Raw genomic sequence first — 26,694 nt, 5'->3', positions numbered from 1 at the left:
ATTTTGTTGGTGATCCAATCACGGAGCGTGATTGATCGCCTGCACCTGCCAGCCGTCTTCTGCCCAATGCAGTTCGGTGACGGAGAGGTTGTCTATCCGGTGAGCAAATGCCTCATAGGCCGACACGCCAAGAGCCGCCTGCACTTGGGTCAGGATCGCCCCCATATGCGCCACGGCAATAATATCGCGCCCCGGATGCGCGGCACGGAGCCGTGCGGCGGCAAGGGACACGCGGGCTGAGACCTCGTGCCAGCTTTCGCCACCGGGGGGACGTATATCACCGGGCGTTTCCCAAAAGGCGCGCAAGAGGCTCTGATCGGGAACGGCATCGAAGGCCTGCAACTCCCAGGCTCCAAAATGGATTTCGCGCAGGTCTGGATCATCGGGCAGTCGCGTCCGCCCCCTCAAAATGGCGTCGGCAGTGGTGCGCGCGCGGATTAGGTCAGACGAAATCACAAGCGCATCGCCAGGCAAGTGGGCGGCAAGACGCGCCAACTGGGCACGATCACGTAGATCAGCCGGAATATCTGACCAGCCCACCATGGCCTTTGCGTGCGTCGGTCCGTGACGCACCCAGTAAAACCGGCTCATGGCATTGCACCTTTTAGAACTTGCGGCAAACCGGCAATGACATTGACCACCAGATCAGAACGCACCGCCAATTGTTGATTTAGACGCCCCTGTGCCTCGCGGAACCGCCGGGCAAGGGCGTTTTCCGGAACGACAGACAATCCCACCTCGTTCGACACCATCACCACTGGTGCGGTGCAGGATTCGAGTACGGCAAAGAGCTTCACTTGCTCTTGATCAAGATCGTGATCCGCTAGGAGGTGATTGCTGAGCCACATTGTGATACAGTCCAGCAGAACCACCTCATGCGCGCCTGCCTGTCCGAGTGCGGGGGCCAGATCAAACGCCGCCTCTACAGTGCGCCAATCCGGTCCGCGCATCTTACGGTGACGCGTCAGCTTGGTGCGCATCTCTTCGTCAAAGGCCTGCGCCGTGGCGAGGTAAACACGCTCACGCCCTGCTTGGGTAACAAGCCACTCGGCAAAGCTGGATTTGCCCGAGGCCGCACCGCCAAGAACTAGGCTTAATCTTGGAAGGTCCGACAATGGGCCTCTCCTTTTTTTAATCCGGTCACGCTCGCGCTGCGTAGCACTTAGCGACGATAGGAAAAAGGGCGCAACGAAATCACACCGCCGATAGGGGAAATTCCGATGCCACTCGACGCACCGCAGCAAAGGTCCATGTCCCGCACCGCCATGAAGGCCGAAATGCTGGACGCAGAAACTGAACTGGCGCTCGCCTACGCTTGGCGCGACCAACGCGATGAAGAGGCGCTGCACAGGTTGATAACCGCCTACATGCGCCTGGCCATCTCAATGGCGTCAAAATTTCGCCGGTACGGCGCGCCAATGAATGATCTGATCCAGGAAGCGGGCCTCGGTCTAATGAAGGCCGCAGACAAGTTTGACCCTGATCGAGGGGTGCGGTTTTCGACCTACGCCGTGTGGTGGATCAAAGCCAGTATTCAGGACTATGTGATGCGCAACTGGTCAATGGTGCGCACCGGCTCTACCTCTTCTCAGAAATCGCTGTTCTTCAACATGCGCCGCGTACAAGCACGGCTCGAACGCGAGGCTATGTCCCATGGACAAAAACTGGACGGCTTCCAGCTGCGCGAGATGATTGCGCATGAGGTTGGCGTTCCGCTGCGCGATGTCGAGTTGATGGAAGGGCGGCTGTCAGGTTCGGATTTCTCGCTTAATGCGACACAATCGTCAGAGGAAGAGGGCCGCGAGTGGATCGACACGCTTGAGGATGAAGGCGCGCGCGCCGATCAGATCGTCGAGCAGCACCATGACACACACGCCCTGCGCCGATGGCTGGCCGATGCACTTGCCGACCTGAACGAACGCGAGCGCTTTATCGTGCGCGAACGCAAGCTGCGGGACGACCCCCGCACCCTTGAGAGCCTTGGCGACGAGCTTAACCTCAGTAAGGAACGGGTGCGACAGCTTGAGGCGGCTGCGTTTCAGAAAATGCGCAAGCATCTTGAAAAGCATGGCGGCGAGGTGCAAAACCTGCTCGCATGATCTTGCGCAGTTTGGTCCTCATGCTCTGCCTGAACCTCGCTGAGCCGATAGCGGCGCAGAACGTGATGATATTGGGCGAGGTGCATGACAACCCGGCGCATCATGCGGTTCAGGCTGCGTATGTGGCTGAGCTACAACCAAAGGCGATTGTCTTTGAGATGCTGACCGAGGATCAGGCAGCCCAAGTGACACCTGAAGTCCGACGCGATGCAGCAGCCTTGGCCGGGGCCCTAAACTGGGCCGAGAGCGGCTGGCCGGAGTTTTCCATGTACTACCCGATATTCCAAGCGGCCCCAGACGCCCAAATTTTTGGAGCACAGATAACGCGAGACGCATCGCAAGCCGTGCTTGTCGAGGGGGCGGAAACTGTGTTTGGGGTAGAGGCCGCACTCTATGGTCTGGACCGGAATTTGACACCTGATCAGCAAGCCGCCCGCGAGGCGTTGCAAATGGAGGCGCATTGCAACGCGCTGCCGGTCGACCTGTTGCCCGGCATGGTAGCGATCCAGCGCCTGCGCGACGCGGTTCTGGCGCGGTCGGTTTTGCAGGCTATTGAGTCCACTGGCGGACCAGTCGCTGTGATCACCGGCAATGGTCATGCCCGCCGAGATTGGGGTGTGCCCGCATATATTGCTGAGGCCGCCCCTGATGTAGAAATCTGGGTATTGGGCCAGACCGAGGATGACCGCCCTCTTGAGGGTGGATTTGACGAGATCAAGAGCGCCCCTGCAATTGAACGCCCCGATCCCTGCGCGGCCTTTCAGTAACGTGGCGCACCCTTGCGCGGCCCCGGCCCGCCCCCTAGTGTCAAGGCGCATGTCAAAGGAAGCGCCCATGCTCGGTTCAAAACATATTCTTCTGATCATCGGCGGCGGAATCGCGGCCTACAAGGCGCTCGATCTTATTCGGCGCCTGCGCGAACGCGGGGCCACCGTTACACCTGTGCTGTCTCGTGCGGGGTCAGAGTTTGTCACGCCTTTGTCAGTTTCAGCTTTGGCCGGACGCAAGGTGTTCTCCGATCTTTTCGACCTGACCGCTGAATCAGAGATGGGGCATATCGAACTCAGCCGTTCAGCCGACCTGATCGTCGTGGCCCCCGCAACGGCAGATCTGATGGCCAAGATGGCACAAGGACAGGCCAACGATTTGGCCTCCACCCTGCTCCTCGCCACCGACACCCCCGTTCTGATCGCACCCGCTATGAATGTGCGTATGTGGCAACACCCCGCCACACAGCGCAATATCGAGGTTTTGCGCAAAGACGGGATTGGGTTTGTCGGCCCGAATGAGGGCGATATGGCATGTGGAGAACACGGTCCAGGCCGCATGGCCGAAGTGCCTGAAATCATCGCTTCCATAGAAGCCGCACTGCGCGAAGGGCCCCTGACCGGCCGCCGTGTGCTGGTGACCTCTGGCCCCACACACGAACCCATCGACCCGGTGCGCTATATCGCCAACCGTTCATCGGGAGCGCAAGGCACGGCAATTGCGCGCGCCTTGGCCGCGCTCGGGGCAGAGGTAATCTTTATCACTGGCCCCGCAACGGTGCCCCCCCCCGAAGGGGTGTCGGTGATCCGCGTAGAAACCGCCAAGGAAATGCTTGCGGCAGTCGAAACCACGCTTCCGGTCGAGGTCGCTATTTTCGCTGCGGCTGTGGCTGACTGGCATGTATCCAGTGCTTCTGACCAAAAGATCAAGAAGACCAAAGCAGGTCTGCCGCGGCTCGAATTCGCCGAGAACCCCGACATTCTGGCGACCGTCGCCGGGATGGTGACAGGGCGGCCCGGTCTGGTCATCGGCTTTGCTGCCGAAACCGATGACGTGATCGAAAACGCCACGGCAAAGCGGGCGCGCAAGGGCTGTGACTGGATCATCGCCAACGACGTAAGCCACGCAACGGGAATTATGGGCGGCTCGGAAAACGCTGTGACCCTGATCACCGCAGCGGGGGCCGAGGATTGGCCGCGCATGGGCAAAGATCAGGTGGCCCGGCAATTGGCAGAGCGAATTGCCAAGGCCCTGGCCTGAGCATTTGAGTATTTCTGGCAAGGTGAAGAGGGGCTGATGCTGACAGTCACGTTTCAATGGGATGAGGGGGCGGATCAATCCCTTGGCCTGCCCACCTATGAGACCGACGGAGCTGCGGGGGCAGATCTGCGGGCAAATTTTCCGGACCGCGGGTCCGTGACGCTGGCTCCGCAGGCCCGTGTCCTGGTGTCCACCGGGCTGCGGCTGGCGGTGCCAGCGGGATATGAGGTGCAGCTACGACCGAGGTCAGGATTGGCCCTGAAACATGGGATTACCCTACCCAACAGCCCGGGTACGATCGATAGCGATTATCGCGGGCCTTTGGGCGTAATCGTAATGAACGCCGGGTCGGAACCGTTCGTGATTACCCATGGGGCGCGGATCGCGCAAATGGTTGTTGCCCCAGTGGTTCAAGCGCGGTTTGAACTGGCCGAGAACCTTGATGATACGGCGCGCGGCGTTGGTGGTTTTGGCTCTACAGGGATCGGCTGATGCTTTTGGTGGTGATCATGGCGGCGGTGCTCTGGGGCATTGGCGCGGCATTGGGGACGCCTCGTCGGCTGCGTTGGGGAATGATCGCCGGGTTGTGGGCGGCGGTGGTGCTGACCCATCTGGTGCTGCCATTGGGACATCCGATCCGCATGGCCACCGGCGAGAGCCCCGCGTTCTGGCTGATGCTCGGAGGGACGGTGGCGATCGTGCTCTTGTACCGCGCGGGATTGCGCCGCTTGCGAACGCGTTCCGCGCAAGCCAGGGAGGCGCAACCAGTACGCAAGCCATTGTTTTCAGGTACAGAACTAGAGCGCTATGCGCGCCACATCGTGCTGCGTGAAATCGGCGGACCGGGGCAGAAGGCGCTGAAGGAGGCGCGGGTTCTGGTGATCGGTGCAGGGGGATTAGGGTCTCCGGCACTGCTCTATCTGGCGGCAGCGGGGGTGGGCACGATTGGGGTGATCGATGATGACCTCGTGGACAATTCCAACCTGCAACGGCAGGTCATTCACCGAGACAAGGATATCGGCCTGCCCAAAGTGCACTCGGCGATGGCGGCGATGCTGGCGCAAAATCCAAATATTGTGGTGCGACCCTATCAACGGAGATTGACGCCAGAGATCGCCGCTGATCTCTTTGCGGACTATGACCTGATCCTAGACGGAACCGACAATTTCGACACCCGCTATCTGGCAAATGCAAGCGCCGCAGCCCAAGGCAAGCCTTTGATTTCAGGTGCATTGTCGCAATGGGAAGGGCAATTGAGCGTTTTCGATCCGGCCAATGGCGCGCCCTGCTATCAGTGCATTTTCCCCAATGCCCCTGCCCCGGGTTTAGCCCCCTCTTGTGCCGAGGCGGGCGTTTTGGGGCCTCTGCCCGGAGTGGTGGGGGCGATGATGGCGGCTGAGGCGATCAAACTGATCATCGGCGCAGGGCACGCTCTGCGCGGTGAAATGCTGATATATGACGCGCTTTATGGTGAGAGCCGCAAGATCGGATTAAACCGCCGTAAAGATTGCCCCATATGTGGGGAACAAGGAGAGAATGATGACCAACATATTGCTGGCTGACTGGCAAACGCCCTTTGCTTTGGCACCGTTCGACAGGGTTAAAGACGAAGATTTCAAGCCAGCGTTCGAGAGCGCATTGGCCGAAGCGCGGGCTGAGGTTGTGGCGATTGCGGAAAATCCCGATGTGCCCACCTTTTCCAACACGGTCGAGGCGCTCGAAGCCTCGGGCAAGCGATTGGACCGTGTGCTCTCGGTTTTCTACACATTGGCCGGAGCAGACAGCAATCCCAAGCGGCAGGAACTGCAGCGGGAGTTTGGCCCAAAACTGGCTGCGTATTCTTCGGAACTATATGGAAATAAAAAACTTTTTACGCGAATTGAAACCCTGTGGGAGGCGCGCGACACTCTGGGTTTGTCACCGGAGGAGGCGCGCCTATTGATGCTGACGCACCGGGGTTTTCGCCGCTCGGGGGCGGCACTGGCCGGGGCTGAAGAAATCCAGATGCGCGAGATCATGGCGCGGTTGGCGGAATTGGGAACGGCATTTACCCAGAACTTACTGGCGGATGAGGCAGGTTGGCATATGGAATTGACCGAGGCGGATCTGGAGGGTTTGCCGGATTTTGTGGTTGATGCGGCCCGCGCGGCGGGGCGCGAGAAGGGGTTGGATCAACCGGTAATCACCCTGTCACGATCACTGATTGTGCCATTTCTGCAATTCTCTCCTCGGCGTGATCTACGAAAAAAAGCATATGAATCATGGGTTTCACGGGGGGCCATGGGCGGTGACACCGACAATCGCGAGGTGGCCGCAGAGATTTTGCGCCTGCGCGCGGCGCGGGCGGCGCTGTTGGGCTATGAAAGTTTTGCAGCCTATAAGCTGGAAACCGAGATGGCCAAGACGCCAGAGGCGGTGCGCGATCTGCTGATGGCGGTTTGGGAACCTGCGAAAGCGCAGGCGGACCGGGATGCCAGGCGCTTGGCCGAAATGATGCAAGCCGATGGAATCAATGGAGAATTGGAGGCATGGGATTGGCGCTACTACGCCGAGAAAAGGCGGCAGACCGAGCATGATTTGGAGGAGGCAGCGCTAAAGCCCTACCTCTCGCTGGACGCGATGATTGCGGCGGCGTTCGGATGTGCCAATCGGCTGTTTGGATTGGAGTTTCGTGCCCTTGATGTGCCGCTCTATCACCCCGATTGCAGGGCCTGGGAAGTGACGAGGAACGGCGATCATGTTGCTGTTTTCATTGGTGATTATTTCGCACGCGCCTCCAAAAGGTCGGGCGCTTGGTGCTCTGCGATGCGAGGACAGGCAAAACGGCCTCAGGTGCAGGGGCCGGTGGTGATCAATGTTTGTAACTTTGCCAAGGGCACGCCATCACTGCTGAGTTACGACGATGCGCGCACGCTGTTTCACGAGTTCGGCCACGCCCTGCACCAGATGCTGTCGGACGTAAATTATGAAAGTATTTCAGGGACTTCCGTGGCGCGTGACTTTGTTGAATTGCCCTCGCAGCTCTATGAGCATTGGCTGGAAGTGCCCGAGGTTCTGGAGCGTTACGCAACGCATGTCGAGACCGGCGAGGCTATACCACGGGAATTGCTGAATAAATTGCTGAAGGCTGCAAATTTCGATCAAGGCTATCAGACAGTGGAATATGTCGCCTCGGCCCTCGTCGATCTGGCGTTTCATGAGGGCGACGCGCCCGAGGATGTCATGATCAAGCAATTGGAAGTATTGGATAATATTGGCATGCCGCGCGCCATTACCATGCGCCATGCCAGCCCGCATTTCGCGCATGTGTTCTCGGGGGATGGATATTCCAGTGGCTATTATAGCTATATGTGGTCCGAGGTGATGGATGCGGACGCCTTTGCCAGCTTTGAGGAAGCCGGTGGCGCATTTGATCCAGAGCGGGCCAAAGCCTTGGAATCACACATTCTTTCGCGCGGCGGATCGGAGGATGCCGAAACGCTCTATTTAAAATTCCGAGGCCGGATGCCGGGGGTTGAGGCATTGCTCAAGGGGCGCGGATTGGCGGCGTAAGCCTTGTAAGCTTTGTAAGGTTTCGGACGGATTTTGTAAGCTCTGCCGGGGGATTGGGGGCGCTGCCCCCGCCCCGGATTTCATCCGGGACTCCCCTGAGGTATTTTGGGCCAGATTAGGCCCGGATTCAGATGGTCTGGTCGTAGGCACCTACGCTAGGTTCGGTGCGGATCACCGCATCGAGATCAGCGAAGATCGCGCGCATTTCGGCATCGCTGTCGCTGCTCTCACAGACCACAACGAGGTTCGGGGTGTTGGACGAGGCGCGCACCAGACCCCAAGAGCCGTTGTCGAGGATGACGCGGGCGCCATTGACGGTCACGACCTCTTTGATGTCGCGTCCGGCGAGCGGTTCGCCCGCCGCATGGCGCGCCACAAGTTTAGCGACGATGCGATCAAGCACCGCATATTTTTCGGTATCGGCGCAATAGGGTGACATGCTCGGTGTCGAGTATGTCATGGGGAGCGCGCGGCGCAGGTCAGACATGGACATGTCCGGATTACGATCCATCAGCTTGCAAATCTCGACCGCGACCCGCATGCCGCAATCGTAGCCGCGCCCAATGGGATGGGCGAGAAAGTAATGGCCGGATTTCTCGAAGCCGGCGAGCGCTCCCAATTCCTTGACCCGGCGTTTCATATAGGAATGGCCGGTTTTCCAGTAATCCGCCGTGACGCCGTTCTTGATCAGTTCGGGATCTGACGCGAAAAGCCCGGTGGATTTCACGTCTGCCACGAAGGTGGAATTGGGATAGAGTTTCGAGAGGTCGCGCGCCATGATGACACCGACCTTGTCGGCAAAGATTTCCTCGCCCTCGTCATCCACGACGCCGCACCGGTCGCCATCGCCGTCAAAGCCAAGCGCGAAATCAGCGCCCGTGGCGCGGACAGTCGCGGCCATGTCGTGCAGCATTTCCAGCGCCTCGGGGTTGGGATTGTAATGCGGAAAGGTGTAATCCAGCGTATTGTGCGACGGGATCACCTCGACGCCGAGACGCTCAAAAAGTTCGGGCGCAAAGGCTGAGGCCGTGCCGTTACCGGTGGCGCAGACAACGCGCAGTTTGCGGGTCATCTTGAAATCGCCAACGAGGTCATTGAGGTAGGCCTCGCGCACGCCGGGGACGAATTCATACGCACCGCCCGGCCGGGATTGACCACGCCCCTCAAGAACGATGTCGCGCAGTTCCGACATCTCGTCGGGGCCATGCGTGAGCGGGCGCTCAAAGCCCATCTTGACCCCGGTCCAGCCATTCGGGTTGTGCGAGGCCGTGACCATGGCGACGGCGGGAACATCAAGGTGGAATTGCGAGAAATAGGCCATGGGGGACAGGCAGGGGCCGATATCCTTGACGGTCATGCCTGCCTGCATGAGGCCGAGCATGAGGGCGTTCTTGATCGACAGTGAATAGTCGCGGTAGTCATTGCCGACCGCGATCACCGGTTCGATGCCGCGCGCGTGGATTTGCGTGCCGAGACCAAGGCCAAGCGCGGTGATGCCCGGCAGATTGATCTGATCCGGATATTTCCAGCGTGCGTCATATTCGCGAAACCCTGTGGGGGCGATCATCGGGTCCCGGAGAAATTCCCAAGTATTGGGGGTGACAGTCGGCAGGGGTTTGGTCATGAAAACTCTTTAATGCTCAGAGATGTATTGGATTGGCTTTGGCCAACCGGTCAAACTGCATCAGCGTGTCGATGAGGGCCGCCATTTCGGTCAGCGGAATCATATTGGGCCCATCGGAGGGGGCATTGTCCGGATCTTCATGCGTTTCAATGAAGACCGACGCGACCCCCAAGGCCACCGCCGCGCGGGCCATGACGGGGGCGAATTCGCGCTGCCCGCCTGACGAGCCGCCGCGCCCGCCCGGTTGTTGCACGGAATGGGTGGCGTCCATCACCACAGGATAGCCGGTCGCCGCCATCTGCGGCAGGCTGCGCATGTCGGCAACCAGAGTGTTATACCCAAAGGACGTGCCACGTTCGGTCAGCATAATGCGGGTATTGCCGGTGCTCTCGATCTTGGAGATTACATTGGGCATGTCCCAAGGCGCTAAAAACTGGCCCTTTTTCACATTGATCACCGCACCGGTTTCACCGGCGGCGATCAGAAGATCGGTCTGGCGGCAAAGAAATGCCGGGATTTGCAGCACATCGACCACCTCGGCCACGGGGGCGCATTGATCGGCGGTATGGATATCGGTGAGCACCGGCAGTCCGAGCGTATCCTTGACCGATTGCAGCACCTTGAGGCCCTCATCGACCCCGAGGCCGCGCTTGCCCGAAAGCGAGGTGCGGTTGGCCTTGTCAAAGCTGCCCTTGAAGATCAGCCCCGCACCAAAAGCGGCGCAGGCCTCTTTGAGCGTGCCAGCGATCATCTGAGCATGGTCGGCGGATTCGAGCTGGCAAGGCCCGGCAACGAAGGTGAGGGGCTGGTCATTGCCGAGCACAAGCCCGTTGAGATCAATATGTTTCATATCAGGAAGACACCTGTTCACGCAGAATGGACGCCGTAAGCGAGATCATCAGGTAGATACCAGAAAAGATCAGGAAGGCCAGTACGGTATTCTCGAAGGCGCGGGGATAGGAGGAATCCTGCGATGGCAGTGGGCGCACGCTGACGGTGAGGTAGCGGACCTGTTTGTTGGCCTCGATCTCGGACTGGCGCTTTGCCTCAAGCGCGGATTGCAGCACCAAATCGGCGGTGGCGAGATCCGCCTGCGCCATCTGGATCGCCGCAGTCTTGGACGCGAGCGAGCTTTCGCCTGCGGTGGCATCGGTCAGGCGCCGCTTCTGTTTGTCGAGTTCGGTCCTGAGGATCTCGATTTCACTCCCGAGCGCCTCGACGCGGGCGGCGTTGGGGCGCGCGTTGTTCATCTGGATATTGCGCGCCAGTTCCTTTTCCTGAAGCTGCAGTTCGACAGTGCCAATCAGGTTGCGGATGCTGGCAATCTCGCCCTCGGGGTCAAGGATGCTGTCCTCTTGCAGGGTGACAAGCATTTGTTGCGCGATGCGGCGATCGGCCTTGGCGTGTTCAAAGCTGGACGCAGCCGTGCTGACGGCATCGTTACGTTTCTGGCGGCTGAGTTCGTCAACACGTTCCTCGGCGTATTTGATCAGCCGTTCCGAGAATTGGGCGCTGACCGCCGGATCTGCAGTTGAGACCTCCATCCGTATCACGCCTTCGGTTGGGTCATAACCAAGCTTGACGTATTTGCGGTAAAGTTTGTAGGCAACTTCATGGCTTGCATCCGCATCGAGCCGCTGGAGCGGGTCGATCCACGGCTGGCTGAAATGCGCGCGAAAGCCGAGTTCCTCGTCAAGGCGCAGCATGGCATCCTTGGATTCGAGATATTCCTGCGTGGCGATGGCATCCTGCCCGGTAGCGAACTGGCTGGGAATGAGGCCGCCTAGACCGCCCCCACTGCTGCCACCACCATCCGCCGACAGGATCAGGAACGCGGATTTGGTGGAATACATCGGCGTGGCGATGGCATAGAAATAATAGCTGACAATGATGGTCGGCAGCAAAACGAAGGCTGCAAGCCGCGAGAAGAGCAGCACCAGCTTGCGGCGGCGGCGGCGCGCAATGTCGCGCTGGATCGCCATGATCTCCTGCGCGCGGCGGTCGGCCGGGCTGATGTCAGTCGAGGGGAGTGTCTGGCGTCCGGCGGGCACGGTTTGCGGCAGTTGCACACGGCCATCGGGAGGCGTGGCAGGGGCCATGCCGGGTGTGTTGGGCGGCGGCGGCGGCGTGCCGCCATCACTGGCCACCAGTTCTAGGATATTGGCGCGCTGAAACGGGTCTACGCCGCGCGCGCGCAAGAGTCGCACGGCGTCGAAATCCGAAGTGGGGGCGAGCCCGTATTTCTGCGCCAAGCGCCGGGCCATACGCAATTCACGTCCCGTTAGCCCCTCGCGCCGGATATCGTCGATATTCTGGCTGGTCGTGGTTTCGCGCGCTGAGGCAACCTGTCCCTCTTGCACGGGAATGGCATGGCCCCCGACAGGGGCGGCAGCGGCCAAGACCGCATCAGACGTCGCCGCGTCCGTGCCTGTGGCTGCAAGCGGCGTGGCCTGCGCCGGGCTGCGGCGGATGCGGAATTTTCTAGCCTTGGGTTTCGTAGTCATAGAGCTCTTTTGCCTCTTCCAAGGTGTCGAACATATAAAGTTTGCCGCCCATCAGCACAGCCGCTGAGCGGACGAATTTTTCCAGCACCTTGGGATCATGCGACACGATGATCACCGTGGTGGTGCGCAACCGTTCCTTGAGAATATCGCCCGCCTTGCGGTTGAACTCTACATCGGTAGAGCCCGGCATTCCCTCATCTATCAGATACATGTCGAAATCAAGCGCCAGCATCAGCGCAAAGCTGAACCGCGCCCGCATGCCCGAGGAATAGGTGCCGAGCGGCTGGTCGAAATATTCGCCCAATCCACAGAGCCAGCGACAGTAAGCTTCGATATAATCGGGGTCCAGCCCGTAGAGGCGCGCGATATAGCGTGAATTGTCGAGCGCCGAGAGACGACCGAGCACCCCGCCCATAAAACCCAAGGGGAATGAGATCCGGCAGCCGCGCCGGATCACGCCATCGTCAGGCTTTTCCAATCCCGCCATCATGTTGATCAACGTCGTCTTGCCGGTGCCATTGGGGGCGAGGATGCCCAAGCTATGACCAAGCTCGACACGAAATGACACCTGATCAAGAATGACCTTGCGCTGCGTGCCTGTCCAAAAGGACTTGCTGACGTTCTCGAACTCGAGCATTCAATCGCCCCGGTATACCTGCTCTCCCGGTTATAACGGGAACTCTTAAGCTCGGCTTAGCCTGATTTTTAATATTATCGCCGATTTGGAGACAATATGCCAAGCCAACAAGGCAAGATTGTGATCAATAGCTCAAGAATCATGACAATTTCCCGGCAAGCGTGGCAGGTGGGTGACGTGGTGCGCAGAAGCGCCCCGCAATGGGCCGCAGTGATTGCCGAACGCGCCACGCTGCGCTAGGGACGGTAAAAAGACGCAGCACGAGTAAAACCATGAGCCGGATTTGCCATATCGAGTTGGATGATGCCAACCTGCCTCCCCCCACGCCTGAGATCGAACAGGAGCGTAAGGTGGCGATGTATGACCTTATTGAGGACAACAGTTTTTCACTGCCTCAACGCGATGATCGGGTGGTTCCGGATGGTCCGTACCGTCTCGGTTTGGCGATCCGCGACAAACGGCTGGTGTTCGACATCCACACCGAAGCCAATGAGCCTGCGGCGGAATTTCACCTGTCGCTCAGCCCGTTCCGGCAGGTGGTCAAAGATTACTGGTCGATCTGCGAGAGTTATTTCGATGCGGTCAAGAACATGCCCCCCAGCCAGATCGAGACCATCGACATGGCCCGGCGCGGCATTCACAATGAGGGTGCGCGGGTTCTGACCGAGCGGCTGGAGGGCAAGGCCGAAATCGACAATGACACCGCGCGGCGACTGTTTACGCTGATCTGCGTGTTGCATTTCGGGGGCTGATACATGCCGCAACCGCTGCCGCAGTCGGTGCTGTTTTGCTGCGACCACAACGCTGTCCGCTCGCCCATGGCCGAGGGGATAATGAAAAAGTTCTATGGCACTGACACTTATGTACAATCGGTCGGTGTCAAGAATGACATGGAGATCGACGGTTTCAGTATCGCCGTATGCCGCGAGATCGGGGTGGAACTGGAGCGTCACCGCAGCCGCAGTTTCGACGAGATGGAGCAATGGGGCGATGATCTATCATCGTTTGATCTTGTTGTCGCGCTGAGCCCGGCGAGCCAGCGACGTGCATTGGAACTGACCCGTTTTTTTCATCTCGATGTCGTTTACTGGCCCATCATGGACCCCACCGGACTGGCGCAGGAACGCGAAGCGCGGTTGGATGCCTATCGTAAGACCCGAGATCAGATCATCGGGCATTTGCAAGACCGTTGGGGACCGCCCCGGGAGGATTTATGAACGAGACCGTCAAAGCCTATTTCGATGCCTTCAATCGGGGCGATACCCCCGGTATGCTGGCCTGTCTGAGCGACGATGTGCGCCATCATGTGAACGAGGGGCAGGTGCGGGTCGGCAAGGAGCTGTTTCGCTCCTTTTGCGATCACATGAGCCGCTGCTACCGTGAGGAGTTGACCGATATGGTCATCTTTGACGCCGAGGGCGGCACCCGCGCGGCGGCGGAATTCGTCGTGAACGGCAGCTATCTGGCGACGGATGAGGGCCTGCCGGAGGCCAAGGGGCAGACCTATGTGCTGCCCGCCGGATCGTTCTTTACGCTCAAGGATGGGCTGATCACCCGCGTCGTGACCTATTACAACCTTGCGGATTGGGTGAAACAGGTTTCGGCGTGATCCGGGTCGAGCGACTGACGGGGGCGGCGCTGGCCGCCGCCCTGCCCGACGTGGCGCGCCTCAGGATCGCGGTATTTCGCGCCTATCCCTATCTCTATGACGGCGATGCGGCCTATGAAGAGCGCTATCTGCAGGTGTACCGCGACAGTGCCGATGCCATTCTGGTGGGTGCCTATGACGGCGCGCGGCTGATCGGGGCGGCCACCGGCGCACCGATGGAGGATCATGCGGGCGATTTCGGCGCGGCATTCGCCGAGAGCGGCCTTGCGCTCGACCGGATATTCTATTGCGCCGAAAGCGTGCTTTTGCCCGCGTATCGCGGGCGGGGCATTGGTCACCGCTTTTTCGACCTGCGCGAGGCGCAGGCGCGGGAGCTGGGGCGTGACTATGCCGCGTTCTGCTCGGTGATACGGCCCAAGGGCCACCCGGCGCGGCCCGAAGGCTATCAGCCGCTAGATGGGTTCTGGCGCAAGCGGGGGTACGAACCACTGGACGGGGCGGTGGCGACATTCAACTGGCGCGAAACCGGGGCGCAAAGTGAGAGCGCGCATGATCTGCAAGTCTGGATGCGCGCGCTCTGACAGGGCGGCCATGGAATTTGCGCCACGCTTGGCTAGAACGCAAAAGTTTTACTGGCTATTCAACCAATGGGTTTGTTAATCAGGACCGGCCGGGGGACGCAACATGGGGACGTGACGTATGACACGTATTTTCGTCGTCGCCCTTGGGGCGATACTGGGTCTGGCCGGCATGACAATGACAGCCTTGGCGCAGTCCGAAGGGCGGCAGCGTCTGGGTTATGGCCTGCTCTTTACCAATGATGTTCTGGGCGACACGAACGATCGCTGGCGCACCGGCTCTATCACGTCGAGCCGGGTCTGGGGTCCCGAATGGCAGGGCCACGCGCCCGGGCGCATCGGGCAACTTCTCGAATTTCGTTTTCACGGCGAGGTGATCGCCCCCGAGAACCTGAGCCGTCCCGCGCCGCTCGACCGGCCCTATGTGGGCGCTCTTGGGTTTGGGCTGCATACGCATTTCCAGCAGCGGCAGGTGGATTACGCCCTTGGGGCGGATCTGATCGTAACCGGATCGCAAACCCGGCTCGATGACTTTCAGGACTTTCTGCATGGGTTTCTGGGAGGGCGCAAAGTGGGCGGGCTGGTGCAGCGCAATCAGATCAGCAACGCGGTTCGCCCCTCGGGCGTGTTCGAGGCCAGCCGCGAATTCAAGCTGGGCCGCGTGCGCATCCGGCCCTTTGCCGAGGCCCGACTGGGGGTTGAGGATCTGATCCGCACCGGGGCGGATATCACCTTGGGCGGCATCGGAGAGGGCGAATTGCTGGTGCGCGACGCGGTGACCGGCCATCGCTATCGGGTGGTGCGGGCCGAGCGGGCGGGCACGGCATTCCTGCTCGGGGCGGATGTCGCCTATGTCGATGCCAGCGAATACCTGCCCGCGCGCAGCGGTGTCACCTTGAGCGAGGACCGCACCCGTGTGCGCGCGGGCCTGCATTGGGAGAACCGCAATGGTGCTGCGCTCTTCTATGGGCTGACATGGCTGAGCGAAGAATTCGACGAGCAGCGCGAAGGGCAATTTCTGGGCGCTGTGCAGTTCCGGCTGCGGTTCTGACAAAAATACAATCAGGGGCTTTTCAGACTGATTCGGCTTTGCTACCTTAACGTTTATAAAAAACGCGATAAAAAAACGAAGAGGCAGGCAGTCAGAGTTATGGGAACGGGCTTTCGAGGCACGTTCGTCATTTCCTGGTCGCAAACGGAATTGGATGGGGTATCGGCTGCGCCTGTGCAGTCGCTTTCGGTTGGGAACACATGGTCCTGGCGGGGCGATGCCGTGCGTGTCGATGGGCCGAACGAGCTGTTGCGGCTTGATATGGCGGATGGGGAAACCGTGAACCGCAAACGTGCGGCACGGATGGTGCGGCGTCTGGTGGGCGCCGCGATGAAAAACACACGCGAGCCGATCCTGCATGACGTGGATGAGCCGTTGATGGATCTGGGCTTTGTCGTCACTGACGGCTCGCGCAGCTTTACCGTGACCGTCATCGAAGTGGGCAACGGCGCGCCGCCGCTTTTGATGTTCCACAATGACATTCCGCCCCGTGATCGCGAGATGTGGGTCGTGCATCACTCGCTTGAGGGGATGCGCAGTGCCTCGACAGGGCCGGCCTCTGGGGGCGTCATCTGTTTCACCCCCGGCACGCGGATCGAGACCCCCGAGGGCCCGCGTCTGGTCGAAGAGTTGCGCGAGGGCGACTGTGTGCAGACCCGCGACAACGGGGCCGAAGAGATTCAATGGATTGGCAGCCGCCGGATGACCGGCGCGCGGCTCTTTGCGATGCCACGTCTCAGGCCGATCCGGTTCCGGGCGGGTGCGCTCGGCATCAACCGGCCCGATGCCGAATTGCTGGTCAGTCCCGAACACCGCCTGCTGGTGCGCGGCGATGTGGCGCGCGCGCTTTTCAACACGCCCGAAGTGTTGGTGATGGCGCGCGATCTGGTCAACAAGGACACGGTGTCGGTCGATCTGGGATCGCGCGAGGTGACCTATATTCACCTGCTCTTGCCGCATCATCAGATCGTCTGGGCCAACGGCCTCGAAACCGAGAGTTTTCACCCGGCAAACGCGGCGCTGTCGACGCTGAGCGAAGCGGATCGCCTACGGTTGTTGGCACTAAACCCCAATCTGGAATACGAACCGCATCTCTATGGTGGATACGCCCGGCGTTGTCTGAACGGATCCGAGGCCGCTATTCTGGCGCATGAGGCAGCCTGAGAAACGGGGGCACCGCCCCCGGACCCCCGAGGTATTTTGGGCCAGATGAGGGGGCGGGCTGGTTTGCGGGTTGCGGGCCTCTTTACCTTTGGCGCGGATGGGTTATGACGGGCGATGCGTGTTCTTTTGGAGCCTGGAGCGGAGATCAAGACGTGACCCCCAAAACTGTTCCCGATGTCATTTTTCACACCCGCGTGCGCAACCCGGCGCTGGAGGGTGACAACCCGTTCGAATGGAAAGATGTCAGCACCGAGGAGATCTTTGCTGGCAAGCGCGTGGTTGTCTTTGGCCTGCCCGGGGCCTTTACCCCTGCCTGTTCCGAAAGCCATCTGCCCGGTTATGAGCGTCTGCACGATGACTTCATCGCCGCAGGCATAGACCGGGTGATCTGCACCTCGGTCAACGATGCCTTTGTCATGTTCCAGTGGGGCAAGGCGCGCGGCATCGAAAAGACGATGATGCTGCCCGATGGCAATGGCGATTTCGCTGCCGGGATGGGCATGCTGGTGGATCGGTCGAGCCAAGGCATGGGCAAGCGCAGCTGGCGCTATGCGATGCTGGTGGAGGACCGGGTGATCACCGCGCTGTTTTCCGAGCCGGGGTTGAGGGACAATCCACCCGGCGTGCCGCTCTTGGTCGCGGATGCCGAGACCATGCTGACGCATATCCGGCAAAAGGGCTAGGGCCACACGATGGGGAAGATCGCATCCCGCCGCAATCAGCCCTGTTGACACCCCCACACGCGCCTGTATAAGCGCGGCTTCATTGGTGTTGGTGGACCCTGCAAGGGGAAGCCTGTCGGCCGACCGGAGAGTGCCGGGACGCAGAGGACAACGCCCTTCGATATAGATGAAGGAGATCAGCCGTGACAAAACGCACGTCTGCCAAGTACAAAATTGACCGCCGGATGGGTGAAAACATCTGGGGCCGCCCCAAATCCCCCGTCAACCGTCGTGAATATGGCCCCGGCCAGCACGGTCAGCGCCGCAAGGGCAAGGTTTCCGACTTTGGTCTTCAGCTGCGCGCCAAGCAGAAGCTGAAGGGCTATTACGGCGACCTGACCGAAAAACAGTTCCGCCGCATCTATGCTGAGGCCGAGCGCGTGAAGGGCGACACCGGCGAGAACCTGATCGGTCTCTTGGAGCGCCGTCTCGACGCGGTTGTGTACCGCGCCAAGTTCGTGGCCACCATGTTTGCCGCACGTCAGTTCGTGAACCACGGCCATGTCACCGTGAACGGCAACCGCGTGAACATCCCCTCTTACCGTGTGAAAGAGGGGGACGTGATCGAGGTCCGTGATCGGTCCAAGCAAATCGCCGTTCTGCTCGAAGCCGTGCAACTGGCCGAGCGTGACGTTCCCGATTATATCGAAGCGGATCATTCCAAGATGAAAGCCACCTTTGTGCGTCAGCCCGGCCTGTCCGACGTGCCCTATCCGGTGGTGATGGAACCGAACCTCGTGATCGAATTCTACGCCCAGAACTAATCGTTCTGACATAATGCGAAGAGGCCGCGACGGGGAACCGCCGCGGCCTTTTTCTTTTGGTGCTGGTCAAGCCGGGGCGCCAAAGCTAGAACCTCTTGCGACAGACGAGGGAAGACATGACCAAGATCACCCCACAGCCGGGCATCATGGAAATCGCGCTCTACAAGAGCGGCGAGGCCGTGATCGCGGGCAAATCCGAGATATTGAAACTCTCTGCGAATGAGAGCCCCTATGGGCCCTCGGATAAGACCAAGGTGGCGTTTGCGCGCACGGCGGCAACCTTGCACCGCTATCCCGGCACCGACCATGCCGATCTGCGGTCTGCTATTGCCGAGGTGCATGGGCTGGACCCCGAGCGGGTGATCTGTGGTGTAGGCTCGGACGAGATATTGCAGTTTGTGGCGCAGGCCTATGCCGGAGCCGGTGACGAGGTGATCCACACCGAGCATGGTTTTGCCATGTATCCCATCCTTGCGCATGCGGTGGGGGCCACGCCGGTCTGTGTGGCGGAACGTGAGCGACAAGTGGATGTGGACGCGATCCTGCGCGCCTGTACGCCGCGAACGCGCATTGTGTTTATTGCCAATCCGGGCAATCCCACGGGCACGATCCTGCCCGACGCAGAGCTGATCCGCTTGGCCGACGGCATGCCTGAGAGAGCCATTTTGGTCCTTGACGGTGCCTATACAGAGTTTGCCGAAGGCTATGACGGCGGGGTGGCATTGGTCGAGGCGCGCGAGAATGTCATCATGACGCGGACCTTTTCCAAGGCCTATGGTCTGGGCGGGCTGCGGATCGGCTGGGGCTATGCACAGAGCGACATGATTGAGGTTCTCAACCGTATTCGCCAGCCCTTCAACCTATCGCCCACCCAATTGGTTACGGCCGAAGCTGCGGTACGCGATCAGGAATGGCTGACCAAGGTGGTGAGCGACACGATCCGCAACCGCGCCTGGCTGACCGAAGCGCTGCGCGAGGCGGGTGTCGCGGTTGACGAGAGCCACGCCAATTTCGTGCTGGCACGGTTCGCCTCGGAAGAGGAAGCCGCAGACTGCGATGCGGCGCTCCGGGCCGATGGGATCATTGTGCGCCGGGTGGGGGGGTATGGCTTTCCTCAAGGGTTACGGATCACGGTGGGCGAGGAATCCGCCTGCCGCCGGGTGGCGCATGTGATCGGACAGTTCAAGGGGACCCGCTGATGGCGTTGATCTATGACCGGGTGGCGCTTGTTGGGTTGGGCCTGATTGCAAGCTCAATGTTCTGGGCGATGAAGCGCGCGGGCGTGGCCGGAGAGGTCACGGGCTATGCGCGCTCAACCGAGACACGGGATGTGGCGCGCGAGATTGGACTGTGCGACCGGGTGTGCGACAGCGCGGCAGAGGCCTGTGAGGGTGCCGATCTGGTGGTGCTCTGTGTGCCGGTGGGTGCGATGGGCACGGTTGCCGCCGAGATCGCGGGCGTGCTCAAACCCGGGGCCACGGTCAGCGATGTCGGATCGGTCAAGAAGGCCGTGATCGAAGCGGTTGGACCGCTTATTCCGCAAGACGTGCATTTCGTGCCTGCGCATCCGCTGGCGGGGACCGAGCATTCGGGGCCACGATCAGGCTTTGCCGAGCTTTTTGACAATCGCTGGTGTCTCATCGTGCCGCAAGAGGGCAGCGATCGGGCGGCGGTTGAGCGGTTGGAGCAGTTCTGGCAGGCGCTTGGATCGAATACCGACGAGATGGACGCCGAGCATCATGATCTGGTTCTGGCCGTCACCAGCCACGCACCGCACCTGATCGCCTATACGATGGTCGGCGTGGCCGATGACCTGCGCCGTGTCACCGACAGCGAGGTGATCAAGTATTCCGCCGCGGGATTCCGCGATTTCACCCGGATCGCCGCCTCTGATCCGACGATGTGGCGCGATGTGTTTCTCAACAACAGGCAAGCGACATTGGAAATTCTGGGCCGTTTTACCGAGGAACTGTTTGCGCTGCAGCGCGCTATTCGCATTGGCGACGGCGATCATCTGCATGCCTATTTCACCCGCACGCGCGCCATTCGGCGCGGCATCATCGAGGCCGGGCAGGATACCGCAGCCCCGGATTTCGGCCGGGTCAAGAAGGCATGAGGCGCACGGTTCTGGGTATGGCGATGGGGCTGAGCCTGATCGTCTCGGGCTGTGGGCGCAATGACACAGATGAGGTCAGTCGGCGGGGCGGACTCTGCGGTGATCCCGCATTGGTGGGGTCTGTTTCGGGGTTTCAGCATCACGAGGTGAATGGCTGTGGCGTGGAGCGCGCCGTGCGGCTTGAAGCCGTGCACGGTGTGCGATTGAGCCAGCCCGCGACGCTGGATTGCCCAACGGCACGGGCGCTTGGAAAATGGGTGGGCCGGAGCGCCAAGCCTGCGGTCGGGCGCTTGGGTGGCGGGCTGTCAGGCCTGCGGGTGCCCGCGCATTACGTCTGCCGCACCCGCAACAGCCAGCCCGGTGCGCGGATTTCCGAACATGGTCGAGGCAAGGCCATCGACATATCGGCGCTGCAGTTGAAAAATGGGTCTGAAATCTCGGTGCTCAAGGATTGGGACCGGGGCCATGAGGGGCGCATCCTCAAACGGGTGCATCGCGAGGCCTGCGGCCCCTTTGGCACGGTGCTGGGGCCAAATTCGGACCGGCACCATCAGGACCATCTGCATTTCGACACGGCGCAGCATCGGGGCGGCCCATACTGCCGTTAGATCGTCTGATCGGGGATCGAACGCGGCGACCGGCGACGCAGCAGAAGCCTATCCTTGATCCGGCCCTTGAGGCCGCGCGGCGCCAGAATTTCTTGTGACATTTCAAAGACTGCGCCGTTCAGGGCGGGGTCGTGCCAGAGCGCAAGGGACACCCCCCAACGGGCCGCCTGCGCAGGGTCCACCCCATCGGCCACCCCCATCCGCGTGGCCAGCATGCCGGGCATCCAATCGGTGATGACAATGTCCGGAAAGCGGTCTCCAAGATCCGCAATCAGCGCGCGGGTGAGAATGCGCCCTGCCCCCTTGGACACCGCATAGGCCGAAGAGGCGGGCAAAGGGGCCATATCGGCAAAGGTTGAGACATTGAGGATGCGGCCCAATCCGGTCTCGATCATGCCCTCCAGCGCCAGACGGGTGCAGGTCACGGTGCCGCCCAGATTGATCGCCACGGTTTCGGCAAAGCTTTCGGGTGTTTCCTCAAGAAAATCGCGACGGGGATAGACGGCGGCATTATTGATCAGGAGCGTAACCGGGCCGGTTCGGGTGATCTGCGCAAAAGCATCGCGCAGGGCATGTGGATCGGCCACGTCGGCCAGAACCGGCGTGATGCGCCCGGCCTTGTCCATCGCGGCGGTCTTGGCGATGCCTTCGGGGGCGCGGCCAATCGCGGCGACGCGCCGGCCCCGCGCCGCAAGTTCCAGCGCCAGTGCCCGCCCCAGCCCGCCGCCTGCGCCGGTGACAACCGCGATCCCGTCTGCGAGCGTCATGTCTCTGCCTTTCTGTTGCGGGTGATGGCCTCGGCCACGCGCAGCGCGTTGGCGCCGATGGTGAGGCTGGGATTAACCCCCATGGACGAAGGCATGAAGGACGCATCCGCCACGCAGAGATTTGCGATACCATGGGCCCGGCAATCAGGGTCAAGCACGCTGGTCGCGGGATCGCTGCCAAAACGCAGCGTGCCGCAAGGATGGCCAAAGTTCAACTCTGGTGTATGGGTCAGAAACAGCCGCCGATGCCCCTGCAGCCCCTGTCGGATTGCCCGGCGAAAGGCGCGGCGACGGTTGAGGAGTTCCGGGTGGAGCGTGTATTCGATGTCAATCGCCTCGGGTGCGCTTGGGTCCCATGTGACGCGATTCTCAGGGTATCCCAAATCCTCCATCAGCCCGACAAAGACCTGCGCCCGCCCAAGGATGCGGGCGGCAATAGCCGCAGGCAGGCGGGTGAAATGCCGCAAGGGGCGCAGGTGGCGCAGGGCGGAGCGGTCGAACATGCCGTTCAATGTATGCACAATCTCGCCATAGCCCGCCGCGATGCCCATGGCCTGCACCGTGCCAAACCGCTGCCCGTCGTAATAGTAGAAATCGCGCAACGAGATGGCCTTACCGGGGCCTGCTTGGGGCGTGCCGCGCGGTGGCCAGATCGCAAAAATCTCATTCATGTGGAACATGAGGTTGCGGCCCACGAGGCCGCTCTGATTGGCGCAACCGTTGGGCCAGACCTCGGAGGCGGAGGCCAGCAGTAGGCGGGGTGAGCCAAGCGCGCCTGCGGCCAGCACGATCTGGCGGGCCCTCAGCGGGAAGCTTTCCCCGGCGCGGGTCACCTCGATATGGGTGATGGTTTGGGATGTGCCGCAGAGGCGGCGAACCTCGCAGCCGTCAAGCAGCGCTGCGTTGCCGGTGGCAAGGGCCGGTTCCACCCCGGCGGAGCGGCCATCCATCTTGCAGGGTTTGGGGCATTTCACGCCGAGGCAATCGTGACAGCCCTCCAGATAACGGATAGCCGAATGCAGGCGGTAAGGGTGCAAGCCAGCCGCGCGGAGCGACTGCATCAGCGCGCCGTCCACGCCCGAAAGCGGTGGCGGAGAGGCAAGCACCGGGGCAGGCTCGGGCGAGAGCGGATCAGGATCACCGCAGATATGCAACAAGCGTTCTGCCTGATCATACCAGTCGCGCATCTCATCAAAGCCTATCGGCCAGCCACCGGTGGGATGTGGGCGGGTTTCGGTCGCTTCGAGATCGTGGCGTTCGGGCCGCTCCAGCGTGGCGGCGTAAAAGACCGACGAGCCGCCCACCCCCGCGCCAATGGGTCCAAAGAATTCAGAGGCGCGGCCATTGATGCGCGCGCGGATCGGTCCCGGCCAATACCCCCGGATCTGGCGCGCCGTGGGATCGAGCATTTCAGAGCTAAGACCTTGGCGCTCTGACCGATAGCCGCCAGGGCCCTTTTCGACAAAGAGCACCTTGAACCCCATGTCCGCCAGCCTGCGACCGATGAGACCGCCGCCCATGCCGGTGCCGATGACAATCACGTCCCAATGAGAGTTGCGGATATCAGCGGTCACTGCGGGGCCTCAAACACGGGAGCGAAAAGATCGGCAAGGGCGAGGGCCGCGCGATTGGTCAGGTGGTTGTTGTCGAAATAAAGGGCCTGTCCGTCCTGCAGCACGCTGCACGTTCTCTCATCGCAGAGCCGGGGCCAAGGATCAATCAGGCGGAGTGCGCCAGTTTGGGCAAGCGCAAAGAGCGGAGCCTCGGCGCGGGCGGCACGGGTCTCGGCGTTTGTGCGGGTCACAGTGAGGCGCGTGATGTCATCGGCCTGCATCCGGCCATGCACGAGCGCGCGGGCCACGGCGCGGGAATCGTAATTGGGCACCTCGGGCGGTTGGCGCAGGATGAAGATGTGGGGGAATTGCGGTGCCAGCTCGGCAATGCTGCGGGTGAGTGCCGCGTTAAAGAGTGTGTGTTGCGGGCCTTGTGGCAAGAGGCTGTCGGCTTGTGGTGCAAGGGAGATGCGGTTGTGGGCATCGAGCCCTACCCCCCGCCCCTCGGCGTAATAGGACCAGCGCCCCACGAGCAAGAGGGTCTGCGCGCTGTCCATTTGGCTGATCCCATCGCGGATCGTCTGATTGGCGCGGGCGCAGGCGGCGTCCTGCGCGGGGGTGACCGCTGTCTCGGTCTTGGTCACGCCAAAGAGCGGCGGGCATCCGGCGTGCCAGAGGATCAGCGCAGGGCGGTTGGCGGCATGGGCTGCGACCTCCAGCCCTTCCTTTACCGCGCGCAAATGGCTGTCGCCCCAAATCAGAACCTCGGGCGGGCCTTCGGGGCCGATGGGGCAGGTTTCCACCCCGGCAAGCGGGCCAGAGGTGGGCGTTGTGCAGCGTGACCAGTCCTGATTGAAATCACCGGAGGCGGCAATATGAGTGCGCAGTTCAGGGGCAAAGCGGCCCGGCAAGCCATCCCCACGCCAAAGCACCGCGCCCAAGACCAGAAACGCTGCAGAGGCAAGAGCCGCACCGCTGACCACTGCGCCGATGCCGCCCTGCATATGGCGCACCGGACGCTCGATAAAGAGCCATGAGAGGATGGAAAGCACGAAGGCCAGTGTCAGCCACGCGGCCCCCTCGACCGGGCCGGAATAGCCATCACGCCAATAGGAGGACAGAACGAAAACCGGCCAGTGCCAGAGGTAGAGCGAATAGGAGATGAGCCCGATAAAGACCGGAGCGGGATGGGTCAGCGCGCGGTTGACCCAATTGGCATCGCGGCCATTCATCAAGATCAACACCGTTCCCGCCACCGGCACAAGCGCCTGCCAGCCGGGGAACCCCTCGGCGCGGATCAGGGTAATCGCGGCAAGGATCAGCGCCAGACCGCCCCAAGACAGTGAGGGGTGCAGGGCGTAGCGCAGCCCGCGCTCTTGCCCGGCAATGGCCAAAAGCACACCTGCCAGCAGTTCCCATGCACGAAACGGAAAGAGGTAAAAGGTCGCCGTGGGCGCGCGGGCTGTGAGCCAGAGGCACGCGGCCAGCGAGAGCGCGGCCAGAGCGGCGAGGATCACCGGCACTGAGGGACGCCACCGGGCCAGCACCAAAAGGAGGACGGGCACAATGATGTAGAACTGTTCCTCAACCGCGAGCGACCACGTGTGCAAGAGCGGCTTTTCCTCGGACACCCCGTCGAAATACCCCGCCTCGCGGTAGAAATAGATGTTGGAGAGATAGACCGTAGAGGCAATCAGCGCCTTGCCGAATTCACGAAACTCGAACGGCAAGAGGATCAACCAGCCCAAGATGAGCGTCACCGCCGTCATGGCAAAATAGGCAGGCGCGAGGCGGCGCAGGCGACGCAGGTAAAACCGCGCGAGGCGGAGGTGGCCAGTTTCCTTGAGGTCAGACCAGAGGATGCCGCCAATGAGAAAGCCGGAAATCACAAAAAAGATGTCCACGCCGACGAAACCGCCGGACAACCCCGGCAGGCCAAAATGGTAAAGGACAACCGACAGCACCGCGATAGCGCGCAGCCCGTCAATCTCGGGCCGGTATGGCGCGGCGCTCATGCGGTAGCCCCGAACACTTGTGGCAGAGGGGATTGGGCCGCGAGCACGGCGTCATAGACGATGCGGACCTGCCGGGCTTTGGCGGCCCAAGTGGCGTGCTCCATCACCCAATTGCGGCCCGCCTGCCCGGTTGCCGCCAGCCCCGCCCGGTCGCCTGTCAGCCTGTCGAGCGCTGCGCCAAACCCAGCGATGATCTCTGCGCGCGGACCCAAGGCCACCTTGTAGCCATGTCCCTCGCCCACCAACTCGCCGGGGCCTGCGTAATCGACGATAAGCGGCGGCACCCCCAACGCCATCGCCTCGAGCACCACACCGCCGCCAAATTCGCGGATCGAGGGAAAAGCAAAGAGGTGACAGGTGGCCAGCACATCCTGCACGCGGGCATGTTCGAGCCAGCCGTGAAAGGTGATCCGGTCGCTGACACCCAAGGCCCCGACCTGCGCGCGCAACTCCGTCATCATTGGCCCCTCGCCCACGAGATCGAGATGCAGACGCCCGGCACGCAAGAGCGGCGTTGCCGCCGCGATCAGCATGTCGGGGCCTTTGTAGGGCACCAGCCGCCCGACGAAGGCGGCGCGCAGGGGACCCTCCTGCGTCGGCGCCGCGATACGCGAAAATCGCGCCGGGTCGATGGCGTTTTCGGGAAGATAAACGGTTTTGGCCTGCGCAAATCTGGAGAGTTCGCTCTGCGTATGGCGAGAGCCCACCAAGATAGCCGAGGCATGACGCAGGGTGGACCTGCGCCCCGGCAGGGCCTTGTAAGCGCTGCGCAGGTAGCTGAGGAATTCCCGCTCGCGTCGCCGGTCGGCGTCAAAGCCTGCGGGCCATGGCACGCCGCCATTGAGGGGGCCGAGGACAAAAGGCACGCCCGCGCGCGCGCATTTACCCGCCAGTGACGAGGAAATCGTCGGGCTGAGCGGGGTGATGCGGTGGACGATGTCATAGCGGCCAGCACGGATGTCCGCGCAAAACCGTTGCCAGACCAGATGCTCGAACCAAGGGTAGCTGATGGCGTTGATCGCTTGCAGGGTGGTCCAGCCCCGGCCCTGCCCCATGCGCAGCCGCTCGCCCAGAGCCCAGAGGGGGCGGGCCAGTGTCTCGGAATCAATGGCGGTAAAATCCTGCCCTTCGATGAGACCCGCGCGCAGGAATGCATCACGGTTACGGATTTGCGTGACAATGTGAACATCTGCCACGGCGCGCAGGGCGGTGGCCAGCGACCAGCCCACCAGCGGCACGCTGACCCATTCGGGATTGGCGGCCTCAGCAATGGCCAGCACACGAGGCCGGGTCATCAAAGGCG

At 61.5% G+C, this 26,694-nt stretch carries 28 protein-coding genes; 18 read left to right on the top strand and 10 right to left on the bottom strand.

The window, feature by feature from the left end; genetic code table 11:
• Positions 1-18: 18 nt before the first annotated feature.
• Both ACN0SW_RS00585 and cobU read right to left on the bottom strand, forming a co-directional pair.
• On the bottom strand, positions 19-591 hold the full coding sequence (locus tag ACN0SW_RS00585) for a histidine phosphatase family protein (protein WP_417725939.1): 573 nt from the start codon (positions 589-591) through the stop codon (positions 19-21).
• The gene (gene cobU / locus ACN0SW_RS00580) at positions 588-1,115 is read right to left on the bottom strand and encodes a bifunctional adenosylcobinamide kinase/adenosylcobinamide-phosphate guanylyltransferase (RefSeq protein ID WP_417725938.1); all 528 of its coding nucleotides are present in this window, start codon (positions 1,113-1,115) and stop codon (positions 588-590) included. Before cobU ends, ACN0SW_RS00585 begins: the two co-directional genes overlap by 4 nt.
• A gap of 150 nt (positions 1,116-1,265) precedes the next feature.
• On the opposite strand from cobU, the gene ACN0SW_RS00575 reads away from it, so the two are divergent.
• The 6 genes from ACN0SW_RS00575 (at position 1,266) to ACN0SW_RS00550 (ending at position 7,679) form a co-directional block, all read left to right on the top strand.
• On the top strand, positions 1,266-2,099 hold the full coding sequence (locus tag ACN0SW_RS00575; RefSeq protein ID WP_417726311.1) for an RNA polymerase factor sigma-32: 834 nt from the start codon (positions 1,266-1,268) through the stop codon (positions 2,097-2,099).
• Positions 2,096-2,866: a ChaN family lipoprotein gene (locus ACN0SW_RS00570; protein ID WP_417725937.1), complete on the top strand. Its 771-nt coding sequence runs from the start codon at positions 2,096-2,098 to the stop codon at positions 2,864-2,866. The genes ACN0SW_RS00575 and ACN0SW_RS00570 overlap by 4 nt, the downstream gene beginning before the upstream one ends.
• Before the next feature lie 67 nt (positions 2,867-2,933).
• Entirely contained in the window at positions 2,934-4,127 is a 1,194-nt protein-coding gene (coaBC, locus tag ACN0SW_RS00565) for a bifunctional phosphopantothenoylcysteine decarboxylase/phosphopantothenate--cysteine ligase CoaBC (protein ID WP_417725936.1), read from the top strand.
• 36 nt (positions 4,128-4,163) lie between these two features.
• Positions 4,164-4,619, top strand: a complete 456-nt coding sequence (dut, locus tag ACN0SW_RS00560) for a dUTP diphosphatase (RefSeq protein ID WP_417725935.1) — start codon at positions 4,164-4,166, stop codon at positions 4,617-4,619.
• Positions 4,619-5,689, top strand: a complete 1,071-nt coding sequence (locus ACN0SW_RS00555) for a HesA/MoeB/ThiF family protein (RefSeq protein ID WP_417725934.1) — start codon at positions 4,619-4,621, stop codon at positions 5,687-5,689. The genes dut and ACN0SW_RS00555 overlap by 1 nt, the downstream gene beginning before the upstream one ends.
• Positions 5,667-7,679: a M3 family metallopeptidase gene (locus ACN0SW_RS00550; RefSeq protein ID WP_417725933.1), complete on the top strand. Its 2,013-nt coding sequence runs from the start codon at positions 5,667-5,669 to the stop codon at positions 7,677-7,679. Before ACN0SW_RS00555 ends, ACN0SW_RS00550 begins: the two co-directional genes overlap by 23 nt.
• 127 nt (positions 7,680-7,806) lie before the next feature.
• On the opposite strand, the gene ACN0SW_RS00545 is transcribed toward ACN0SW_RS00550, so the two are convergent.
• The 4 genes from ACN0SW_RS00545 to ACN0SW_RS00530 are packed head-to-tail and all read right to left on the bottom strand — an operon-like array spanning position 7,807 to position 12,444.
• Positions 7,807-9,303: a phosphomannomutase/phosphoglucomutase gene (locus tag ACN0SW_RS00545; RefSeq protein WP_417725932.1), complete on the bottom strand. Its 1,497-nt coding sequence runs from the start codon at positions 9,301-9,303 to the stop codon at positions 7,807-7,809.
• Between the two features lie 16 nt (positions 9,304-9,319).
• On the bottom strand, positions 9,320-10,153 hold the full coding sequence (gene kdsA / locus ACN0SW_RS00540) for a 3-deoxy-8-phosphooctulonate synthase (RefSeq protein ID WP_417725931.1): 834 nt from the start codon (positions 10,151-10,153) through the stop codon (positions 9,320-9,322).
• 1 nt (position 10,154) lies between these two features.
• Positions 10,155-11,807 (bottom strand): capsule biosynthesis protein, encoded by a 1,653-nt coding sequence (locus tag ACN0SW_RS00535; RefSeq protein ID WP_417725930.1) that lies wholly within the window; start codon positions 11,805-11,807, stop codon positions 10,155-10,157.
• Positions 11,785-12,444 (bottom strand): ABC transporter ATP-binding protein, encoded by a 660-nt coding sequence (locus tag ACN0SW_RS00530; RefSeq protein WP_417725929.1) that lies wholly within the window; start codon positions 12,442-12,444, stop codon positions 11,785-11,787. Before ACN0SW_RS00530 ends, ACN0SW_RS00535 begins: the two co-directional genes overlap by 23 nt.
• A 96-nt stretch (positions 12,445-12,540) precedes the next feature.
• On the opposite strand from ACN0SW_RS00530, the gene ACN0SW_RS00525 reads away from it, so the two are divergent.
• The 12 genes from ACN0SW_RS00525 (at position 12,541) to ACN0SW_RS00470 (ending at position 21,056) form a co-directional block, all read left to right on the top strand.
• Complete coding sequence (locus ACN0SW_RS00525) at positions 12,541-12,684, top strand: hypothetical protein (RefSeq protein WP_417725928.1); 144 nt, start codon at positions 12,541-12,543, stop codon at positions 12,682-12,684.
• Between the two features lie 32 nt (positions 12,685-12,716).
• Positions 12,717-13,196: a UPF0262 family protein gene (locus ACN0SW_RS00520; RefSeq protein WP_417725927.1), complete on the top strand. Its 480-nt coding sequence runs from the start codon at positions 12,717-12,719 to the stop codon at positions 13,194-13,196.
• 3 nt (positions 13,197-13,199) lie between these two features.
• Positions 13,200-13,661 (top strand): low molecular weight phosphatase family protein, encoded by a 462-nt coding sequence (locus ACN0SW_RS00515; protein WP_417725926.1) that lies wholly within the window; start codon positions 13,200-13,202, stop codon positions 13,659-13,661.
• The gene (locus ACN0SW_RS00510; protein ID WP_417725925.1) at positions 13,658-14,053 is read left to right on the top strand and encodes a ketosteroid isomerase-related protein; all 396 of its coding nucleotides are present in this window, start codon (positions 13,658-13,660) and stop codon (positions 14,051-14,053) included. The genes ACN0SW_RS00515 and ACN0SW_RS00510 overlap by 4 nt, the downstream gene beginning before the upstream one ends.
• Positions 14,050-14,634: a GNAT family N-acetyltransferase gene (locus ACN0SW_RS00505; protein ID WP_417725924.1), complete on the top strand. Its 585-nt coding sequence runs from the start codon at positions 14,050-14,052 to the stop codon at positions 14,632-14,634. Before ACN0SW_RS00510 ends, ACN0SW_RS00505 begins: the two co-directional genes overlap by 4 nt.
• Before the next feature lie 118 nt (positions 14,635-14,752).
• Positions 14,753-15,682, top strand: coding sequence for a lipid A-modifier LpxR family protein (locus ACN0SW_RS00500; RefSeq protein WP_417725923.1), 930 nt, complete (start codon positions 14,753-14,755; stop codon positions 15,680-15,682).
• 99 nt (positions 15,683-15,781) lie between these two features.
• Positions 15,782-16,846 carry a Hint domain-containing protein gene (locus tag ACN0SW_RS00495; RefSeq protein ID WP_417725922.1) on the top strand — a complete coding sequence of 355 codons (1,065 nt, stop codon included), beginning with the start codon at positions 15,782-15,784 and terminating at the stop codon, positions 16,844-16,846.
• Between the two features lie 152 nt (positions 16,847-16,998).
• Entirely contained in the window at positions 16,999-17,529 is a 531-nt protein-coding gene (locus ACN0SW_RS00490; RefSeq protein ID WP_417725921.1) for a peroxiredoxin, read from the top strand.
• A 182-nt stretch (positions 17,530-17,711) separates the two neighbouring features.
• Entirely contained in the window at positions 17,712-18,332 is a 621-nt protein-coding gene (gene rpsD / locus ACN0SW_RS00485) for a 30S ribosomal protein S4 (RefSeq protein ID WP_417725920.1), read from the top strand.
• A 116-nt stretch (positions 18,333-18,448) separates the two neighbouring features.
• Positions 18,449-19,531, top strand: coding sequence for a histidinol-phosphate transaminase (hisC, locus tag ACN0SW_RS00480; RefSeq protein ID WP_417725919.1), 1,083 nt, complete (start codon positions 18,449-18,451; stop codon positions 19,529-19,531).
• Positions 19,531-20,448 carry a prephenate/arogenate dehydrogenase family protein gene (locus tag ACN0SW_RS00475; protein WP_417725918.1) on the top strand — a complete coding sequence of 306 codons (918 nt, stop codon included), beginning with the start codon at positions 19,531-19,533 and terminating at the stop codon, positions 20,446-20,448. Before hisC ends, ACN0SW_RS00475 begins: the two co-directional genes overlap by 1 nt.
• Positions 20,445-21,056 (top strand): extensin family protein, encoded by a 612-nt coding sequence (locus ACN0SW_RS00470; RefSeq protein ID WP_417725917.1) that lies wholly within the window; start codon positions 20,445-20,447, stop codon positions 21,054-21,056. Before ACN0SW_RS00475 ends, ACN0SW_RS00470 begins: the two co-directional genes overlap by 4 nt.
• Here ACN0SW_RS00470 and ACN0SW_RS00465 read toward each other — a convergent pair.
• From ACN0SW_RS00465 to ACN0SW_RS00450, 4 genes are read right to left on the bottom strand one after another with little or no spacing between them, the layout of a single operon-like run.
• Positions 21,053-21,823 (bottom strand): SDR family oxidoreductase, encoded by a 771-nt coding sequence (locus ACN0SW_RS00465; protein ID WP_417725916.1) that lies wholly within the window; start codon positions 21,821-21,823, stop codon positions 21,053-21,055. The genes ACN0SW_RS00470 and ACN0SW_RS00465 overlap by 4 nt on opposite strands.
• Positions 21,820-23,397, bottom strand: a complete 1,578-nt coding sequence (locus tag ACN0SW_RS00460; RefSeq protein ID WP_417725915.1) for a GMC oxidoreductase — start codon at positions 23,395-23,397, stop codon at positions 21,820-21,822. Before ACN0SW_RS00460 ends, ACN0SW_RS00465 begins: the two co-directional genes overlap by 4 nt.
• Complete coding sequence (locus tag ACN0SW_RS00455; RefSeq protein ID WP_417725914.1) at positions 23,394-25,391, bottom strand: acyltransferase family protein; 1,998 nt, start codon at positions 25,389-25,391, stop codon at positions 23,394-23,396. The genes ACN0SW_RS00460 and ACN0SW_RS00455 overlap by 4 nt, the downstream gene beginning before the upstream one ends.
• A complete protein-coding gene (locus ACN0SW_RS00450) occupies positions 25,388-26,686 on the bottom strand; it encodes a glycosyltransferase family 4 protein (protein ID WP_417725913.1) in 1,299 nt (432 codons plus the stop codon). The genes ACN0SW_RS00455 and ACN0SW_RS00450 overlap by 4 nt, the downstream gene beginning before the upstream one ends.
• Positions 26,687-26,694 lie beyond the last annotated feature (8 nt).

It is taken from the genome of Roseovarius sp. (assembly GCF_048262375.1).
Classification (GTDB): domain Bacteria; phylum Pseudomonadota; class Alphaproteobacteria; order Rhodobacterales; family Rhodobacteraceae; genus Roseovarius.
This window is presented reverse-complemented; position numbering and strand designations above follow the sequence as displayed.